The 19,105-nt window shown below is 72.6% G+C and carries 15 protein-coding genes; 3 read left to right on the top strand and 12 right to left on the bottom strand.

The annotated features are described in order from the left end of the window. Nucleotides 1–46: 46 nt before the first annotated feature. Genes cobA through AC0I8G_RS09035 form a run of 5 tightly spaced genes read right to left on the bottom strand, consistent with a single transcriptional unit; the run spans nt 47 to nt 5,978 of the window. Complete coding sequence (cobA, locus tag AC0I8G_RS09055) at nt 47–1,264, bottom strand: uroporphyrinogen-III C-methyltransferase (protein WP_471729761.1); 1,218 nt, start codon at nt 1,262–1,264, stop codon at nt 47–49. 26 nt (nt 1,265–1,290) lie between these two features. Beyond that, entirely contained in the window at nt 1,291–1,605 is a 315-nt protein-coding gene (locus tag AC0I8G_RS09050) for a Rieske (2Fe-2S) protein (protein WP_380259796.1), read from the bottom strand. Further along, the gene (nirB, locus tag AC0I8G_RS09045) at nt 1,602–4,214 is read right to left on the bottom strand and encodes a nitrite reductase large subunit NirB (protein ID WP_471729615.1); all 2,613 of its coding nucleotides are present in this window, start codon (nt 4,212–4,214) and stop codon (nt 1,602–1,604) included. Before nirB ends, AC0I8G_RS09050 begins: the two co-directional genes overlap by 4 nt. 1 nt (nt 4,215) lies before the next feature. Then, complete coding sequence (locus AC0I8G_RS09040) at nt 4,216–4,563, bottom strand: molybdopterin oxidoreductase (RefSeq protein ID WP_471729614.1); 348 nt, start codon at nt 4,561–4,563, stop codon at nt 4,216–4,218. 14 nt (nt 4,564–4,577) lie between these two features. Then, nucleotides 4,578–5,978: an MFS transporter gene (locus tag AC0I8G_RS09035; protein WP_471729613.1), complete on the bottom strand. Its 1,401-nt coding sequence runs from the start codon at nt 5,976–5,978 to the stop codon at nt 4,578–4,580. Nucleotides 5,979–6,176: 198 nt separating this feature from the next. Between AC0I8G_RS09035 and AC0I8G_RS09030 the strand changes: the two genes are divergently transcribed. Next, nucleotides 6,177–10,139, top strand: coding sequence for a molybdopterin-dependent oxidoreductase (locus tag AC0I8G_RS09030; RefSeq protein WP_471729612.1), 3,963 nt, complete (start codon nt 6,177–6,179; stop codon nt 10,137–10,139). Here the strand turns inward: AC0I8G_RS09030 and AC0I8G_RS09025 are convergent. From AC0I8G_RS09025 to AC0I8G_RS09005, 5 genes are all read right to left on the bottom strand, one after another. Then, on the bottom strand, nt 10,133–10,492 hold the full coding sequence (locus AC0I8G_RS09025; protein WP_471729611.1) for a hypothetical protein: 360 nt from the start codon (nt 10,490–10,492) through the stop codon (nt 10,133–10,135). The two genes, AC0I8G_RS09030 and AC0I8G_RS09025, sit on opposite strands and share 7 nt — an antisense overlap. Before the next feature lie 31 nt (nt 10,493–10,523). After that, nucleotides 10,524–11,483, bottom strand: coding sequence for a hypothetical protein (locus tag AC0I8G_RS09020; RefSeq protein ID WP_471729610.1), 960 nt, complete (start codon nt 11,481–11,483; stop codon nt 10,524–10,526). Nucleotides 11,484–11,568: 85 nt separating this feature from the next. Next, nucleotides 11,569–13,140, bottom strand: coding sequence for a glycosyltransferase family 2 protein (locus AC0I8G_RS09015; RefSeq protein ID WP_471729609.1), 1,572 nt, complete (start codon nt 13,138–13,140; stop codon nt 11,569–11,571). Continuing rightward, entirely contained in the window at nt 13,137–14,216 is a 1,080-nt protein-coding gene (locus tag AC0I8G_RS09010) for a HEAT repeat domain-containing protein (protein ID WP_471729608.1), read from the bottom strand. Before AC0I8G_RS09010 ends, AC0I8G_RS09015 begins: the two co-directional genes overlap by 4 nt. Beyond that, nucleotides 14,213–14,599: a response regulator transcription factor gene (locus AC0I8G_RS09005; protein WP_471729607.1), complete on the bottom strand. Its 387-nt coding sequence runs from the start codon at nt 14,597–14,599 to the stop codon at nt 14,213–14,215. Before AC0I8G_RS09005 ends, AC0I8G_RS09010 begins: the two co-directional genes overlap by 4 nt. Before the next feature lie 111 nt (nt 14,600–14,710). Between AC0I8G_RS09005 and AC0I8G_RS09000 the strand changes: the two genes are divergently transcribed. Further along, nucleotides 14,711–17,539 (top strand): response regulator, encoded by a 2,829-nt coding sequence (locus AC0I8G_RS09000; protein WP_471729606.1) that lies wholly within the window; start codon nt 14,711–14,713, stop codon nt 17,537–17,539. A 330-nt stretch (nt 17,540–17,869) separates the two neighbouring features. Here the strand turns inward: AC0I8G_RS09000 and AC0I8G_RS08995 are convergent, their stop codons facing one another. Both AC0I8G_RS08995 and AC0I8G_RS08990 read right to left on the bottom strand, forming a co-directional pair. Next, nucleotides 17,870–18,262, bottom strand: a complete 393-nt coding sequence (locus tag AC0I8G_RS08995; RefSeq protein WP_471729605.1) for a hypothetical protein — start codon at nt 18,260–18,262, stop codon at nt 17,870–17,872. Between the two features lie 125 nt (nt 18,263–18,387). Then, nucleotides 18,388–18,594 carry a hypothetical protein gene (locus AC0I8G_RS08990; protein WP_471729604.1) on the bottom strand — a complete coding sequence of 69 codons (207 nt, stop codon included), beginning with the start codon at nt 18,592–18,594 and terminating at the stop codon, nt 18,388–18,390. 199 nt (nt 18,595–18,793) lie between these two features. On the opposite strand from AC0I8G_RS08990, the gene AC0I8G_RS08985 reads away from it, so the two are divergent. Beyond that, the gene (locus tag AC0I8G_RS08985) at nt 18,794–19,051 is read left to right on the top strand and encodes a hypothetical protein (protein ID WP_471729603.1); all 258 of its coding nucleotides are present in this window, start codon (nt 18,794–18,796) and stop codon (nt 19,049–19,051) included. Nucleotides 19,052–19,105: the final 54 nt, after the last annotated feature.

Here is a 19,105-nt window from a genome sequence, read left to right as displayed (position 1 = left end):
GTCACTCCGAGCAGTTGCGGGACCTCGGGGGCAGGCGTGGGGTCGGTCACAGGTCCGGACCGTAGGCGACCTGCGCCGCGGACGCCACGTCCGCCAACCCTTCCAAGCCCGCCACCGCGCCGACCACGATCACCGCAGGCGCCCGCACTCCTCGCTCGGCGGCGATCCCGGCGATGTCGGCCAGGGTGCCGCGGGTGGTGCGCTGGTCCGCGCTCCAGCCGTTCTCGACGATCGCGACGGGCGTCGTGGGCGACTTCCCGGCCGCCACGAGCCCCGCGCTCAACCGCGGCAGCATCGTCACCCCCATGAGGAACACCACGGTGCCGTCCAGCCTGGCCAGGACCTCCGCGTCGACGTCCTCGTGACCGCTGACCACCGTGACCGACCGCGACAGCCCGCGGTGGGTGACGGGGATCCCCCCCGCGGCGGGCACCGAGAACGCGCTCGTGACCCCGGGGACGACCTCGACCTCCACCCCGGCGGCCCGGCAGGCGAGGACCTCCTCGCCGCCGCGGCCCAGGACGTAGGAGTCGCCGCCCTTGAGCCGCACGACCCGTCGCCCGGCGCGGGCGTGCTCGACGATGATCCGGTTGATCTCGTCCTGGGGGACCGGGTGGTGGTCGGGGGTCTTGCCCACGTCGACGACCACCACATCGGGGTCGAGCTCGGCCAGCACGGCGGTGGGGGCCAACCGGTCGACGACGACCACGTCGGCCTCGGCGAGGCGCCGCCGCCCGCGCAGGGTCAGCAGGTCCACGTCCCCGGGACCGCCACCGACCAGCGTGACGCGCCCGGCCCCGGCCCGGCGGCGGCGCAACGGCGCGGCCCCGGAGTCCAGCCAGCGCGACAGCGCCTCCCGCAGGCCCCGCGCCCGCCGCGGGTCGCCGCCCGCCGTGACCGACACCGTCACCTCACCGCGTCGGACCACCGAGGGCGTCCACGCGCTGGAGGCGCGGGCGTCGTCGGCGCGCACGCACCACACCCGCAGGGCCTCGGCGGCCGCGGCGAGTTCCGCGTCCACCCGCGGGTCACCCGTCGCCGTGTGCACGAGCCACACGTCGGCCACGTCGCGCGGTGCGACCTCGCGCTGCTCCCACGTCAGGTGGGGCAGCAGGTCCCGCAGGTCCTCGCACAGCGCCGGCGCGACCACCAGGACCTCGGCCCCGGCGGAGACCAGGTCACGGGCCCGGCGGGCCGCCACGGGCCCCCCACCGGCCACCAGGACCCGACGCCCCGACACGTCCAGGTGCAACGGGTAGGTCATCACCGGGACCTCCCCTCCGTCCGGGCTCACAACTCCACGCTCACGACACCGTCGTCCCCGACCGAACAAGGATGCACCGCGATCGGGTCCTGCCCCGTCGTGGACTCACCCGTGCGCAGGTCGAAGGCGTTGAGGTGCAACGGGCACACCACCGACCCCTCGTCGACCTGGCCGTCGGCCAGCGGGCCCCCCGCGTGCGGGCACGCGGCCTGCACCGCGCTCACGCGACCGCTGCGGTGGCGGAACAGGGCCACCTGCCGCCCGTCGACGACGTAGGTGCGGCCCTCCCCGAAGGGGAGTTCGCGGACGGGGCACACCGCGTGGGTGGTGGAGGTGGTCATCGCGGCACCTCCAGGGAGTCGGGACGGGCGGTGGGCAGCGGCAGGGCGACGGTCGTCCCCCCGGGCGCCCCCGCGGGACGGCTGGGCACCAGCGGCAGGTCCACCAGCGGCAGTGAAGGGCGGAACTGGCCCTCGGTGACCGGCTCCCGGCCCTCCAGCCACGGGTCGCGGTAGTTCTCCACCGTCGCCTGCATGCGGGCGTCGAGGCCCGCGACGAGACCGTCGGAGTCCTCCAGCAGCACCTTCTTCACCCGGTCGAGGCCGAGGCGGGGGACGAACTCGTAGGTGCGTTCCAGCCAGTTGCCCCACTCCCGGTAGAACTGGATGAACCGCCCGGTGAGCGCGATGACCTCCTCGGGGGAGCCCACCGTGGCCAGCAGGTCGCCCTTGCGGACGGTGGCCCCCGCGGCGCCCCCGACGTAGACCTCCCACGCGCCGGCGCCGATCGCGACGACCCCGATGTCCTTGACGTAGGCCTCGGCGCAGTTGCGGGGACAGCCCACGACCCCCAGCTTCAGCTTCGCGGGCGTCTCGACGCCCTGGAAACGGGTCTCCAGGTCGATCCCCAGCTGGGTGGAGTCACCGAGGCCGAAGCGGCAGAAGTCCGTGCCCACGCAGGTCTTCACCGTGCGGAAGCTCTTGCCGTAGGCGTAGCCCGACGGCATCCCGAGGTCCTCCCACACCTTCGGCAGGTCCTCCTTGCGGATGCCCAGCAGGTCCACCCGCTGACCACCCGTCACCTTGATCATCCCGACGTCGTACTTGTCGGCGACGTCGGCGATCTTGCGCAGCTGCTCCGCCGTGGTCACCCCGCCCTTCATCTGCGGGACCACCGAGAACGTGCCGTCGCGCTGGATGTTGGCGTGGACGCGGTCGTTGATGAACCGGCCGTCGCGCTCGTCCTGGTCCAGGCCCTCGGGCCACATCATCCGCAGCAGCGAGGTCAGGCCCATCTTGGACTTCGCGTCCTCCACCCCGCCCGGGGCGAGCTCGCGGAACACCGCCGAGACCGACTTCAGCCGGCGCTCGCGGATCGCGGCCATGAGTTCCGGCTTGGCCATCGGGATCCCCGGGACGTACCAGTTCGCGCTCTCGTCGACGGTGAGGTTCCCGCCCGCGGCCCACTCGGTGACCTGTTCCACGAGGGTCTTGCACGAACCGCAGCCCTTGCCCGCCTTCGTCTTGGCCATGACGGCGTTGACCGAGGTGCAGCCGCCGGCGACGGCGTCGACGATCTTCCCCTTGGTCACGCCGTTGCAGTTGCAGACCTGGACGTCGTCGGCCAGTTCGCCCACCGAGGTCGCCTCGTCGGGGGAGCCGAGGTCGAAGAGCAGGCTCATGCGTTCCTCGGGCAGCGGCAGGCCCTGGTCGAAGGCCTGGGTGAGGAACGCCGTCTTGCGGACGTCGCCCAGCAGCGTCGCCCCGACCAGGCGCCCGGCGCGGATCACCACGTTGAGGTAGATCCCGCGGTGCGGTTCGGAGAACACGACGAACTCGTCGTCGTCGCGCTCGGGTCCGGGCAGACCCATCGCGACCACGTCGACTCCGGCGACCTTGAGCTTCGTGGAGGTGCGCGAGCCGTGGTACGCCGCGTCGGGCCGGGCACCCGTCAGGTGGTCCGCGAGGACACCGGCCTGGTCCCACAGCGGGGCCACCAGGCCGTACGTCTCCCCCCGGTGCTGGACGCACTCCCCGACGGCGTAGATGCCCTCGGCGGTGCCCTCCTCGCCCTCTTCGCCGGCGCTGCACTGCATGCGGTCGTCGACGACGATGCCGCGCTGGACCTCGAGGCCGGAGCGCAGCGCGATGTCGGTGTTGGGTCGGATGCCGGCTGCGACGACGACGAAGTCGGCGTCGAGTACCGAGCCGTCGGGCAGTTCCACCCCGCTGACCCGGTCGGTGCCGCGCAGACCGCGGGTGCGGACGCCGGTGTGGACGCGGATGCCCAGTTCCTCGATCCTGCGGCGCAGGACGCGGCCGGCCTCGGGGCCGAGCTGCTGGTTCATCAGGTGCTTCGGGGAGTGGACGAGGTCCACCTCGAGGCCGTGGGTCGCGAGGCCGTGGGCGGCCTCCAGACCCAGCAGGCCGCCACCGATGACGACGGCGCGACGGTGGGTGCGGGCCGCGGTCAGCAGTGACCGGGCGTCGTCGAGGGTGCGGAAGCCGAACACCCCCTCGAGCACGGAACCGTCGGGGCGGTGCAGGCCCTCCATGCTGGGGAAGAACGGCGTGGACCCGGTCGCGATGAGCAGGACGTCGTAGGGGGTCTGGCCCCCGTCGGCGTCGTGGACGACCTTGGCGAACCGGTCGATGCGCTCGACCCGGACCCCGGCCCGCAGGTCGATGCCGTTCTCCGCGTACCAGGGCAGGGAGTTCAGGAAGATGCCCTCCTCGGTCTCCTCCCCGGACAGCACGTGCGACAGCATGATGCGGTTGTAGTTCCCGTAGGGCTCGTCCCCGAAGACGGTGATGGCGAACTGGTCGGAACCACCGCGTTCGAGGAGTTCCTCGACGGCGCGGATGCCGGCCATGCCGTTGCCCACCACGACGAGGCGGCGGCGCGGACGCCGCTGGGCCGGGACGCTGGCGGTGGCGATCGTCTCGGTCACCTCAGACCTCCACGAGTCCGAGGTCGACCACGACGGTACCGGTCAGCCCGTCGGGAGCCGCGACCCGCAGTTCCAGGGTCGAGGGGGCCTCGACGTCCTCGACGATGCGCAGCGGGACGTGCACCGAACCCTTGGCGGCGATGGGGAACAGGCGCATCGTCACCCCGTCGCGCAGCAGGGCCACGACGACCATCTCCTCGGTGGAGTTCCCGCCGCGGAAGTAGACGGCCTGGGCGCGCGCCCCGTCGGGGACGGTGTAGGCGCCGAGCCCTTCGAGGACCACGGGCTTCTCCAGGCCGGCGCCGGTGAACGGGTAGGCGCCCTGCAGGAAACGGGGGGTCGAGCTCATGGGGGTGGTTCCTCTCAGATCTGGGCGCCGGCGAAGCGCTGGGCGCGTCCGGCCTTGTAGACGGCCACGGTCACCGCGGCGCACACCACGTAGAACGCGATGAAACCGACGAGGGCGGGCTGCAGCGATCCGCTACCCGAGATCGAGGCGGCGAACACGCGGGGGATGATGAACCCGCCGTAGGCGCCGATCCCGGCCGCGAGGCCGATGCAGGCCGCGGCCTTCCGCTTGGCCAGCACCATGGTCTCGGTGTCGGTGGGGTCGATCCCGGCGCGGAAGATGGCGGGGATCATCCGGTAGACCGAGCCGTTGCCGACACCGCTGGCCACGAACAGCAGCAGGAAGCTGACGAAGAACCCGGCGAAGCTGCCGGCCCGCAGCGAGACGATGACGCCGAGGGCGCCGAGCGCCATCACCAGGTAGGCCGCGATGCTCACGTTCGCGCCGGACAGCTTGTCGGCGAGGCGGCCACCGGAGGGCCTGGCCAGCGAGCCGACGAGGGCGCCGAGGAAGGCCAGCGTCAGCGGGACCTGGGGCAGCCCCAGGAAACCCCAGTCGAAGACGGCCTGCGGGAACTGGCTCTTGATCAGCAGCGGGAACACCCCGGCGTAGCCGATGAACGAGCCGAACGTCCCGATGTAGAGGAAGGAGATGATCCAGGTGTGCTTGTTGCGGATCGCGGCGGCGTAGCCGGCGAGGTCGGCCTTGGCGGTGGAGAGGTTGTCCATGTAGCGCCAGGCCAGGACCGCGGCGAGGATCGCCAGCGGGATGACGACCAGCCCGGCGCGTTCCAGGGCCAGCCCGCCACCGATGACGACGATGACCGGGATGACCAGCTGCACGACGGCGACGCCGAGGTTCCCGCCCGCCGCGTTCAGCCCCAGCGCCGCGCCCTTCTCCCGCTCGGGGTAGAAGAACGAGATGTTGGCCATGCTGCTGGCGAAGTTGCCACCCCCGACGCCGGCGGTCGCGGCGACCAGGACCATGAGCCAGAACGGGGTCTGCGGGTTCTGCACGACGATGGCGAGGCCGACGCAGGGGATCACGAGCAGCAGGGCCGAGACGATGGTCCAGTTGCGGCCGCCGAACTTCGGGACGGCGAAGGTGTAGGGGAAGCGCAGCGTCGCCCCCACGAGGTTCGGGATGGCGATGAGCCAGAACTTCTGGTTCTCGCTGAGCGCGAAGCCCGCGTTGTTCAGGGACGGGGTGACGATGGTCCACAGCTGCCAGACCGAGAAACCCAGGAACTCGGCGAAGATCGACAGCCCCAGGTTGCGCTTCGCGGCCCGTCGTCCGGTGGACTGCCACTGGACGGTGTCCTCGGGGTCGTAGTGGTCGACCCAGCGGCCGGCGCGGGGGGCGGGGATCGTGCCGACGGCGAGCTCGGAGTCGGCACGGTCGTTGGTGAGGGCCATCGCTGAGTCCCTTCAGGGGCAGTGGTGGACTGGCTTCGGGGACGAAGCTAGGCACGCCGCGTTACAGCCGGTCGCGTGCGCCGTTGCACCTGCGTGACGTTGTCCTCACGCGCGACGGGGGCCGGTGTGAGGAGAGCGCACCACGGCCGCAACACGGGGGTAACCGGGGGGCAACGGCGGTGGCGTTGACTCGCCGTCGTGACCCCCCTCGAGCCCACCGCCTCGGTGCGCAGCGCCTGCTCCTACTGCGGGGTCGGCTGCGGGATGGTGCTGGACATCACCACCGATCCCGAGACCGGGCGTCGCCGGGTCGCCAAGGTCACCGGCGACAAGCAGCACCCCGCCAACGCGGGCCGGCTGTGCACGAAGGGGGCGACCAGCGCGGACTTCATGACCGCCCCCGGGCGGTTGCAGCAGGCCGCGGTGCGCGAGGTCCGCGGCGGCGAGCCCCGCCCGGTCCCGGTGCGCGACGCCGTCGGGACGGTGGCGCAGCGGTTCGGGGAGATCGTCGAGGAGCACGGCCCGGACGCCGTCGCCGTGTACGTCTCGGGCCAGATGTCGATGGAGGCGCAGTACCTGGCCAACAAGCTGGCCAAGGGTTTCCTGCGCACGACGCAGATCGAGTCCAACTCGCGGTTGTGCATGGCCAGCGCGGGCACGGGCTACAAGCAGTCCCTCGGTTCCGACGGCCCGCCCGGGTCCTACGAGGACTTCGACCACGCCGACGTCTTCCTGGTCATCGGCTCCAACGCCGCCGACTGCCACCCGATCCTCTTCCTGCGGATGATGGAGCGCGTCCGGGCCGGCGCCAAGCTCATCGTCGTCGACCCGCGCCGGACGACGACGGCCGACGCGGCCGACCTCTTCCTGCAGGTGCGCCCGGGCACCGACCTCGCGCTGCTCAACGGCCTGCTGCACCTGCTGGTGGAGGCGGGGGCGGTCGACGAGGAGTTCATCGCCTCCTCCACCACCGGTTGGGAGCGGATGGCCGACGTCGTCGCCGACCACCCGCCGGCGCGGGTGAGCGAGCTGACCGGCATCGCCGAGGCCGACCTGCGGGCCGCGGCCGACCTCATCGCCGGGGCGGGCGAGTGGATGAGCTGCTGGACGATGGGCCTCAACCAGTCCACCCACGGCACGTGGAACACCAACGCCCTGGTGAACCTGCACCTCGCCACGGGCGCGATCTGCCGTCCGGGCAGCGGCCCCTTCTCCCTCACCGGGCAGCCCAACGCCATGGGCGGGCGCGAGATGGGCTACATGGGCCCGGGGCTGCCGGGGCAGCGCTCCGTCCTCGACGCCGCGGACCGCGACTTCACCGAGAGCGTGTGGGGGTTGGAACCCAGCACCCTGCGCACCGACTTCAGCACCGGCACGGTCGACATGTTCCGCCGGATGGCCGACGGGGAGGTCAAGGCGTGCTGGATCATCTGCACCAACCCGGTGGCCTCCGTCGCGAACCGCTCCACCGTGGTGGAGGCCCTGCAACGGTGCGAGTTCGTCGTCGTGCAGGACGCCTTCGCCGACACCGAGACGACGCCCTACGCCGACGTCCTGCTGCCGGCCGCGCTCTGGGCCGAGTCGGACCAGGTGAGCGTGAACTCCGAGCGGAACATGACCCTGCTGCACCAGGCCGCCGACCCGGTGGGGGACGCCCGCCCGGACTGGGAGCTCATCGCCGAGGTGGCGCGCGCGCTCGGTTTCGGTGAGCACTTCGCCTACGGCTGCGCCTCCGACGTGTTCGACGAGATCCGCCGCTTCTCCAACCCCCGCACCGGTTACGACCTGCGCGGGGTCGACCACGAGCGGCTGCGTCGCGGTCCCGTGCAGTGGCCCGCCCCCCCGGACGACGGCGAGGACCGGCACCCGGTGCGCTACCTCAACGACGGGGTCAGCCAGGACCTGCTCGTCCACCCCGACGGCAGCGTCCCCCGGCTGGCGTTCCCCACCGCGACCGGGCGGGCGGTGTTCTGGCCCCGCCCCTTCCTCCCGGCGGCGGAACTCCCCGACGACGACCACCCGTTCGTGCTGAACACCGGCCGGGTCCAGCACCAGTGGCACACCCTCACCAAGACGGGGAAGGTCGCCAAGCTCAACAAGCTGAACCCCGGACCGTTCCTCGAGGTGAACCCGGAGGACGCCGCACGGCTGGGGATCGCGGAGGGCGACCGCGTCGAGGTGGTGTCGCGTCGGGGTCGCGCCGTCCTGCCGGCGGTGGTCACCGACAGGGTGCTGCCGGGGTGCTGCTTCGCCCCCTTCCACTGGAACGACGAGTTCGGCGCCGATCTGGCGATCAACGCGGTGACCAACGACGCGGTCGACCCCGACAGCTTCCAGCCGGAGTTCAAGGTGTGCGCCGTGCGGTTGACCCGCGTCGAGGTGGAGGCGGGGCCGCAGGTGCGACGCGGGGAGCCGCCGGTCTTCGACGAACGCCAGAGCAGGTACCTCGACGGGTTCCTGCACGCCCTCGGCGAGGCACCCGGTTTCGTACCGGCGCTGCCGGCGTCGGCCCCCTTCGGGGAGGGCGACCGGGCCTGGGTGGACGGGTTCCTCGCGGGGACGTTCGCCGGCACCACTGCCCCGGTGGTGGCCACCTCGGCCCCCGAGCCCGAGGCCGCGCCCGACGTCTTCGTCCTGTGGGCCTCGCAGACCGGGGGAGCCGAGGAGCACGCCCGTTCGGCGGCGGCGGCCCTGGAATCGGCCGGGGTCCGGGTCGGGGTGTTCGGGATGGACGAGGTGACCCCCGACCGGCTGAGTTCCGCGGCGACCACGCTGGTGGTGTCCAGCACGTTCGGCGACGGCGGGCCCCCGGACAACGGGGAATCGTTCTGGGAGGCGCTGTCCGGTCCCGCGGCGCCGAGCCTGGAGGGGCGCACGTTCGCCGTGCTCGCCCTCGGTGACTCCAGCTACGCCGACTTCTGCGGTCACGGCCGCCGCCTCGACGAACGGTTCGCCGAACTCGGCGCCCAGCGGTTGCTGGACCGGATCGACTGCGAGCCGGGGGAGGACGATCGCGCCGCGGACTGGAGCGCGCGCGTCCTGGGCCTGCTGGCGCAGCGGAGCCCCGCGGCCCTCGTCCCCGCACCGCGAGCGGCCCCCGTCCACCCCACCCGCGGGAACCCCTACCGCAGCCGGCTCGTGCGCAACGTCCGCCTCAACGCCGCGGGTTCGACCAAGGAGGTCCGCCAGATCGGGTTCGCCCGCGACGACGGGCTGGAGTACCACGCGGGTGACTCCCTGGGGGTGTGGCCCGAGAACGACCCCGTCGTGCTCGCCGAGGTCGCCGACGCCACCGGTGTCGACCCCGCGGAACTGGCGGCCCTGGACGTGACCCGGCCCTCCCCGGGACTGCTCCGCTTCGTCGCCCAGCGCTCCCGGCGGGAGGGTCTGTCCCGGATCCTCGCCGACGGCCCGTCGCGGACGGCGGAGTGGGCCCACGGTCGTCAGCTGCTGGACGTGCTCCGGGAGTTCCCGGCCCACGCCGAACCCGCGGAGTGGCTCAACCTGCTCAAGCCCCTGCAACCGCGGCAGTACTCGATCTCCTCGGCCCCCGAGGCCCACCCCGACGAGGTCCAGCTGACCATGTCGACCGTCCGCTTCGGCGACCCGGTCCGCCACGGGGTCTGCTCCACGTTCCTCGCCGACCGGGCGGAGGGGAAGGACGTCGGCGTCTTCGTGCAGTCCGCTCCCGCGTTCCGCCCGCCGGGCGACCCGGGCGTGCCGATGGTGATGATCGGGCCGGGGACGGGGGTCGCGCCGTTCCGCGCCTTCCTGCAGCACCGGCGTGCCCACGGCGCGAGCGGCCCGAACTGGCTGTTCTTCGGCGAGCGGAGCTCGGCCACCGACTGGTACTACCGCGAGGAGTTCGAGGGCTGGCGTGAGGACGGGTTGCTCACCCGCCTCAGCCTCGCGTTCTCGCGCGACCAGCCGCAGAAGGTCTACGTGCAGGACCGGATGCGGCGCCACGGCGCGGAGTTGTGGGCCTGGCTGGAGGAGGGCGCCCACCTCTACGTCTGCGGCGACGCCGCCCGGATGGCCAGGGACGTCGACGCCACGCTGCGCGACGTCGTCGCCGAGCACGGTGGCATGGACGCGGAGGACGCCACGCTGTACGTCAAGACGATGGCCGCGCAGCGACGTTACGTCCGCGACGTCTACTGACCGGCCTCCCCGGCGCAGCCCGTCGCCGCGACCTGCGACCACTGGGTGATCAGCTCCGGGGACACGGCGAGGGCGTCGTGCCAGTCCTTCCACTGCGCGTGGGTGAGCCCGGCGGCGGCCAGCCGGTCGTCCAGGTCGGTGGTGAAGCCGGACTCGTCGGCGAAGGACTGGGTGACCACCGCGCACTGGCGCGTGAACTCCACCGCCGCGATGCGGGCGGTGACGTCGTCGGCGGCGACCGGGGTCATCCCGGGGATCGCTGCGACGGCGACGGTGCCCGTCGACGGCGCGGCGGCAGGGGTGTCCTGCGCGCCACCGGTCCCGCAGGCGCCGAGGAGGGACAGGAGCAGCACGGCGCCCAGGGTCCGTGCGGTGCGTCGGAGCTCAGGAGACGACAACGGTCACCGCTCCCGCCGCGGTGACCGGTGCCGCCGCCGTGTACGTGATGACCAGCGGCACGGTGTAGGTCCCCGGTGCGATCCCGTTCGCCCTGAACCTCATGCCGACGTAGTCGGTCGTCCCCCCGCCGAGCGCGCTCCCGCCGTTGAGCGTGGCGACGGTCCCGTCGCTGGGGTAGCTCACCTCCAGGCCGGGCGGCAGGGCACCGGCCCGGACCGTGAAGCCGGCCAGGTCGGTCTGGCCGCCGGTGAAGGACACCCGCTGGAAGGGGCTGCTGTCCGTTCCGGCCGTGAGCTGGCTCACGCTCTGGGTGAACGGCGCGCCGACGGCGGGGAGGACCGGCACGGTCACGGTCGTGGTGAGGGTGGACTGCTTGGCCCCGGCGAGCAGCCACGCGGCACGGTCACCGGTGAGGAGAGCCGTCAGGCAGGTCGTCAGCCCGGTGCACCCCCAGTACGTCGAGGTGAGCGTGACGGAGAAGTTGCTCGTCTGGGTGTAGGGGACCTTCACCTTGAACGCGGCGTAGTCCCGGGTGCCGGCGGCCAGGACGGCCGAACCGTAGAGCGAGGTGTCCGAGCCACCGCGGGTCGTCGGGTAGCTCACGGTGACCCCGGCCGGTGCGGTCACGGTGGTGGACCAGTCCACCACCGTCGTGGGGGCCTGCCAGGAGACCGACACCCACGAGGACTGGCCGGGGGCGAGCGCGGCGGTCGTCGTCGCCACCGGTGTCACCCCGAACCCGATGATGTCGGGCACCGGCAGCAGCGGCGTCGCCGTCGCCGTCGGTGACGGCAGCGGCAGCAGCGGCATCGGCATCGCGGCGAGGGCGGTCGTTCCGGAGGACACGAACGAGCAGGTGATCAGCGTGGTCAACGCGGCCGCGCCGACCCCGCGGCGGCGCCACGGGTTCTTCTGCGCTCGCGGCGTCTCGAGGATGTCGGTCATGGCGTGGTCATCGGCGGCCCGAGGCCGCCCCTGCACGGCGGCACACCGCGGTTCACCCGTGCAGTGCAGTGCGGCACACCGCGGTTCACCCGTGCAGACGAACCGGGGGTACGGACGGTGGCGACGGTGCCGCGACGGGTGCGACGACGGGTGCGACGACGGGTGCGACGACGGGTGTGGGCGCGACCGGGGCCACGGGTGCCGAGGCCCAGGGACCGGGCTGCGCGGGCTCACCGGTGCCGTCGGTGAACCCGGTGCGCGGCATCGCCGTCCACACCGGCTTGCGCCGGGTGAGCGCGAGCACGAGCCCCTGCAACCGGAACCAGGCGTGGACCTGGCGGAAGCCGAGGTTCTCCAGCAGGCCGGCGGCCAGGAGGGCGAGCAGGACCCGCCGCCCGCCGTAGCGGTGGAAGGTGAACTCCTCCACGGCGACGACGGTGGTGGACAGCAGGGCGCCCATGAGCAGCGCGAACCCGATCATCAGCCCGCCCGAGCTCCAGTCCAGGACGCCCAGGGCCGCCGCGCCCACAACGGAGGCCAGGCCGAGGACCTCCACGACCGGCCCGATCGCCTCGAAGAGGAGGAAGAAGGGCATGGCGAGCACCCCGACGGTCCCGTAGCGCGGGTTGCCGATCATCCGCCGGTGCTTCCACAGCAACTGGCCCAGGCCGTGCGACCAACGGCGACGCTGGCGACCCAGGACCTTCCACGTCTCGGGCACCTCCGTCCAGCACACGGGTTCGGGGACGAAGACCATCCGGTGCGGCCGGCCCTCGCGACGCATCCGTTCCTGCAGGGCCACCACGAGCTCGGCGTCCTCGGCCAGGGAGTGGGCGTCCATGCCGCCGACCTCCAGCAGCAGGTCGCGGCGGAAGAGCCCGAAGGCGCCGGAGATGATGAGCAGGGCGTTCGCGTCGGCCCAGCCGGTGCGGCCGAGCAGGAACGAGCGCAGGTACTCCACGGCCTGGATCCGCACCAGCCACCGTCGCGAGAGCCGCGGTTCCAGCACCGAGCCGCGCTCGGTGTGCGACCCGTTGACGACGCGGATGACCCCGCCCGCGGCCACGACGTTGACCGGGTCCTCCACGAAGGGGCGGGCCACCCGCAGCAGGGCGTCGGGTTCCAGGAGCGAGTCGGCGTCCAGCATGCAGATCAGCGGGTGGCGGGCCAGGTTCAGCGCCGCGTTGCTGGCGTCGGAGCGTCGGCCGACGCTGACCTTGCGGACCACGGTGAGCGCGTCGCCCGTCGTCGCCCGGTGCACCGACAGGATCTCGCCGTCGATGGGCAGGTCCGCCGTCCACCGCGGGGTCACCGGCACCAGCCCGTAGGCCTGCTCGACCAGCTCGAACGTGCGGTCGGTGCAGCCGTCGTCGACGAGGACGACCTCGAAGGAGGGGTAGCGCTGCCCGAAGGCGGCGGCCAGGGTGTCGAGGATGCCCGCCTCCTCGTCGTGGGCGGGCACCAGCACCGAGATGCCCGGGGTGAGAGGACTGGCGAAGAGGTGGTCGTGGCCCTCGGTGCCCTTCCACCGCCGGTTGGCCAGCACCCGGCGGGCCCCGAAGACGACGAGCGCGAGCATCGAGGCGTCGAGCAGGACGACGTAGCCCAGCACCGTCCAGTTCAGGACGCCGATGAGCTGCACGGCGAAGGCGCTCACCTCAGCACCCCCGCGGTGACACGTCGTCGCGGCGTCCGGGCGTCGAGGGCGTCGAGCGCGGCGCGGGCCGTCAGGCCGACGGTCCCTCCGCGCAGCGCGTGCTCGTCGAGACGCTCCCGACCCGCCCGGCCGAACCCGGTCAGCGCCTCCGCGCAGGTGACCGGGACGAGGCCGGTGCCGGTGGAGAGCCCCGCGGTCAGCGCGTCCAGGGTGGACGGGTCGCCGATCCGGCCCAGCGCCTCGGCCGCCACCACGCGCAGCTCGAGCGGACGTCCGGAGTTCAGGACGGAGACGAGGACGGCAGACGCGTGCGGCGACCCGATGCGGCCCAGCGCCGCCGCCGCGCTCAGGCGCAGGGCGGGGGACTCGTCGGCGTCGGCGAGAACCCGCGTGAGCGCGTCGCCGGCCACGGGATCGCTGTGCAGACCGAGCAGTTGCGCGGCGAGGGGACGGGCCTCGGGCAGGGGACCCTCCACCGCGGCACGCAGCTCCGGCAGCGCGGGGGTGCCCAGGTCCAGGAGGGCCATGCCGACGATGCCCGGCGGCAGACCCGGACGCGTGCCCAGCGCGGCCAGCAGCGGCCCCACGGCCGTGACCTCACCGGTGCGGCCCAGCGCGCGGGCGGCGCTGTGCCGGACCTCGGCGACGGGATCGCCGAGCAGCGCCACCAGCTGCGGCACGTGAGCGCCGCTGGAGACGTTCCCCAGCAGTTCAGCGGCCCGGCCGCGGCGCCACGCCGCCCGCGACGTGAGCTGGGCGGCGGCCCGGTCGACGACTCCACGTTCGACCAGCACCTCCTGCAGGAGGGTCCGGTCCGCGCCGCGCAGCTGCGGGAGCAGCTCGATGACCAGCTCGTCGAGCAGGGGGTCGGCCCCGGCGCTCGCCGGCGGTGCCGGTCCGTCGTCGGGGTCGAGCAGGGCGTGCACCACGGGCTGCAGCTCCGCGCGACGACGGACGTCGTGCGCCGTGCGTCGCGAGCGCAGGGTGTGGCCCACGCCGGTGGCGAGCAGCAGCACGACCACGAGGAGCGCGAGAACACCTGAGAGGACGAGCGCGGCCTCGTCGAGCCGGTTCACGCCGCGCTGCTGCCCGGCGGCAGCAGGGCGGTGACGCGCACGGCCAGCTCGCGGGGGCTGAAGGGCTTGACGATGTAGTCGGTGGCGCCCGCGGCGAAACCGCGTTCCAGGTCGGGTTCCTGTGCCCGCGACGTGAGCAGCAGCACGGGCGTCCGGGCGAGCTGCTCGTCCGGGTCCGAACGGAGCGTCGCGCACATCTCCAGCCCGTTCATCCGCGGCATCATCCAGTCCAGGATGATCAGGTCGGGACGCAGCTGCCGGGCCGCGGCGAGGCCGGCCTGGCCGTCCGTCTCGACCGAGACGTCGTAACCGAACCGCGTCAGCCGGAAGGCGACGAGGTCGGCGATGACGGGGTCGTCGTCCACGACGAGGACATGGGTCATGACGCTCCGATCGATGAGGGTGTCGGTACCGTTGATCGGCGCGGGCGGGCACGTACTGAAGCCCGCCCGGGCCCGCTCAAGGACACGCTCCCCGTGGCCGAGACGATCTCCATGACGCGTACCCGCCGGACCGCGACCCGTCGCGCCCGTGGTCCCGTGACGCTGAACGCGCTGATGCGTCGACCGGTGCGGGTGGCCGTGGCCGCCCTGCTGGTCGTCACCGCGATGATCGTCGCCACGAACCTCGCGGTGCTGGCCGCCTTCACGCCCCAGGCCGGCCGGGCGGTCGCCGTCTCCACGGCGCTCGACCGCGCGGAGGTGGCGATGGTCGACCAGGAGACGGGGTTGCGCGGTTTCCTCCTGACCGGTGACCGGGAGTTCCTGGCCCCCTACGAGGAGGGCGTGGCCGCGCTGCGCAGCCTGGACGCCGAGATGGCGCAGGCGACGCGGGACGACCCCGAGCTGACGTCCTGGGTGGAGCGGCTGCTCGCGGCCGAACGCGAGTGGACCGAGCAGTGGGCCGAACCGACGCTGCGGACGCCGCCGTCCGCGTCCGACTCCACCGCGATGGTCGTCTCGCTGTTGAAGGGCAAGGACCTCTTCGACCGCTACCGCGAGGTGGAGGCCGGCGCCCAGCTGGTGGTGGACCACCGGCGTGAGGTCGCCGTCGACCGCATGCGAACGGTGCTGGCGCTGGGGACGTTGGCCGGTCTGCTCGTCGCGGTGGCCGCCACGCTGCGCGTGCGCACCGTCGACCGTCGGACCAGCGCCCAGACGGGCCCACCGTTCCTCGCGCTCCGCGGGCAGCTGTCCCACCTCGCCGCCGGTGACGTCGACGCGCGGCTGGTGCCCACGGGTCCGCTGGAGCTGCGCACAATGGGCGCCGACGTGAACACCCTCGGGGACGCGCTGCGGACGCGCGGGGAGCTGGTCGCCTCCCGGGAGGCGGAGCTGGTCGCCGCGCGGGACGAGGCCGAGCGCGCGGGGCAGGCGAAGTCCGCGTTCCTGGCCACGATGAGCCACGAGATCCGCACCCCGCTCAACGCCGTGCTGGGTCTCACCGACCTGCTCCTGACCACCGAGCTCACCGAGCTGCAGCGCGGGCACCTGGAGACGGTCTCGCGCAGCGGCGACAGCCTGCTCTCGCTGATCAACGACGTGCTGGACTTCTCCAAGATCGAGTCCGGCGAGCTGGACCTGGACGAGGCGCCCTTCGACCTGGAGGCGCTGGTCTACGACGTGGCCCAGCTCTTCGCCGCCCAGGCCGCCACCAAGGACCTCGACCTCCTGGTGGACATCCGCGCGACGCAGGGACGCGAGGTCGTCGGCGACGCGCTGCGGCTGCGCCAGGTGCTGAGCAACCTGGTGTCCAACGCGATCAAGTTCACCTCCCGCGGCCACGTCGTCGTCCGGGTCACCGGCGACGTCCGCCCCGACGACCGGCTGGACCTGCGGATCGTCGTCGCGGACACGGGCATCGGCATCCCGCTGGAACACCGCGACCGGCTCTTCCGCTCCTTCAGCCAGGTCGACGACTCCGCCACGCGCGCCTACGGCGGAACGGGCCTGGGCCTGGCCATCAGTCAGCGCATCGTCTCGGCCATGGGCGGGGCCATCACCGTGGACAGCACGGCGGGGGTGGGATCGACGTTCACCGTCGTCCTCGCGCTGGGGCTGGAGCCCCAGCCGGCGGAGGGCACCCGGGTGCCCTCGTTGCGGGGCTGCCGGGTGCTCGTGGTCGACGACAACCCGACGAACCTGGAGATCCTGGACCACCAGCTCGGGCGGGCCGGCGCCGCCGTCGTGCTCGTCGACTCCGCGGAGCAGGCGTTGCAGCGCCTGAGCGCAGGTGAGGTCTTCGACCTCTGCGTGACCGACCAGCACATGCCCGTCATGACCGGGGTCGAGCTGGCCCAGCGGGCGCGGAAGGTGCCCACGGGCGAGGCGTTGCCGTTCGTCCTGTTGAGCAGCGTCGCCACCGTCCCCGCCGGGCTGGAGGGGCTCTTCGCCGCCCGGCTGCACAAGCCGGTGCACCCGGAGCGGTTGCTGTCCACCGTGCGCGGTGCGCTGGCGACCGTCCCCGTGGCGGGGTCCGCGGCCGAGCGCACCTGCTGGCGCGGCGGCGGCACCCCGGTCCCCGACGGCGGGGGGCTGCGGGTGCTGATCGTCGAGGACCACGACGTCAACGCCCAGCTGATGGAGCTGTACCTGGACCAGCTCGGGCACCGCAGCGACCGGGTCGTCGACGGCCGGGCGGCCGTGGCCGCCGTCGAGGCCTCGACCTACGACGTGGTCATGATGGACGCCCAGATGCCCGTCATGGGCGGCGCCGACGCGACCGCCCGGATCAGGGCCCTGCCCGGGCGCCAGCCGGTGGTCATCGCGGTGACGGCCAGCGTGCTCGCCAGCGACCGCGCCGCCTTCGCGGCGGCCGGTGCCGACGACTTCCTCAGCAAGCCGGTCCGCCTCGCCGTGCTGCAGGCCGCCCTGGGCGCGGTGGTCGCTGTTCCGTCGACGGACGTCGACACGCGGGTCGACCCGGCGGAGGAGCCGACTGCGGCACCGGCCGAGAGTGGGCCTCTGGATCCCGAGGTGGTGGAGGAGCTGCGCGACCTCGGCGAGGAGGGCTTCACGCAGGTCTACACGCGCTTCGCCGACCACCTCGACGCCTGGGTGGTCGAGCTCCTCACCGCCGCGGACCCGACGGCCGGCCCCGCGTCGGACGAAGCAGTGTCTGCGGCGGGGCTGGCCCACCGGCTGAAGGGGAGCAGCGCCTCCCTGGGAGCTGCCGAGCTCGCCGCGCTGTGCGCCCGGGTGGAGGGTCTCGACGCCCTCTCGGAGAGCGAGCGTTCGGAGCTGCTGACGGAACTGCCCCAGGAGGCGGCCCGCGTGGGTGTCGCGGTCCGCGCCCTGCTGCAGGGCACCCCGGTCGGGGCCTGAGCCCACCGCCCGGTGCTGCCCGGCGCCGTTCGGTGCCGAGACGGTCTGCGGGACAGCGCTTCGGGAACGTCACGTCCGCGGCGGCCGACGCGAGAGCGAGGGCCAACGCCATCGACGACGGTGCGGTCTCCGGCCCCGCGGGCCTGCGTCCGGCCACCCCACCGACGAGGACCAGCCGGCACGTCTCAGCTGCCCTGCTCAGGTGTCGGTGCCTCAGAACTCTGATGACGCTCGATGTCTCAGGACCTCGGTGGCAGTCGTAGGTCCGAGCAGGTGCCACCCACAACAGCGCGCACATCGCGGGATGACCGGAAGGTCAGTGGTCCGTGATCACCTGCAGAAGTGGATCGGCGTTGGGCCGGGGTCGCGGCGCAGAGCTTGCTCCCAGGCGTTGTCGTCGACATCGATGTGGCTGTCGAGGGAAGCGATGAAGATGACCTTGGCCGCCGCGGGCTGGTTCTCGACCCAGTCGCGGACCTGGCGGTAGGACCCTGCGACCTCGCTCATGCGGTTGCCGTCGTCCTGCCAGCTACCGCTCCAGACTTCGTCGCCAGCGGGGTCGTGGGGTGGCATGACCCACACGGTGCCGTGACCAGGCCGCGGCGGTGGGTAGGTCGTGGGCTGGCGGGCCTGTTCCAGGAGTCGGGCGCGGTCCTCGGCGGTCTGGGCGCGCAGTTCTGGTGGCAGGTAGTCCTGGTAGGGCGGACCGCTGAACTGGGACATGGGCTCAGGTTGATCGCTGAGGACGGAAGTCGCCAGCACCTGCCGGTTTCGAGATGGGCCTGTCGGCCGCAGTGCGCGGGCGGCGAGATCAGCGAGTGCTTGAAGCCTCGGTGCTTGCCGGATCGTCACTTCTGTCGGCGTCTGCGTAGGACGTCTTTGGCGACGTCGATGACGAGCCACACTAGGAGGGCGACGAGCGCTGATTCGATCGCGTCGGGCCAGTTGTTGAAAGCTCGCAAGATGAGGGCGAGTAGTGCTGCGGCTGCAAGATCGATGAAGATCGTGATGATCCAGACGCGGAAGCTTCGAGGCGTCTCGTCATCAGTGCCCATGCGTTGATCATGGCATCAGGCAGCGATTCGGTAGCGCGCTCGTACGGTCGCTGATCGAGCCCGCTTCAGCGATTCGCGGGTGATCCTCGTGCTCAGCTTGCATCCGGACATCGTCAGATGAGTGAAGTCGCCGGCCGCCCCGCGACCGCGCGCACAACGCGGGATGACCGGACGTGTGGTTGATCGGCATGCTGGGTCGATGCACCTTGAGCTGCAGGCCGCATTGACACCCGTCTTGGCTGATCTGGAGGTGCCCAGCGGAGTGACGGCGAGGGTGAGCGATGAGGAGTGGCAGGACGCGGTTCCCGGGGCGGCCAGTTGCGTGATGGTCAGCCCTGATGGCTTCGGCATGGGCGTGTGGATCTCGACCGGTCAGCCGCTGAATGCCCAGGTGACAGCGCTGGCTGACCAAGTGCAGGAGTGGGCGGTGGAGGGGGTCTGCTGCACTGATCGGTGACAACCGAGCTGGCTTGCTCCCGAGCAGGCCTGGAAGGATGTCGCTGTGCCCAAG

It is taken from the genome of Kineococcus sp. AC630, from assembly GCF_979255925.1.
The sequence above is the reverse complement of the archived record's forward strand: the minus strand, read 5'-3'. Positions and strand labels throughout refer to the sequence as shown.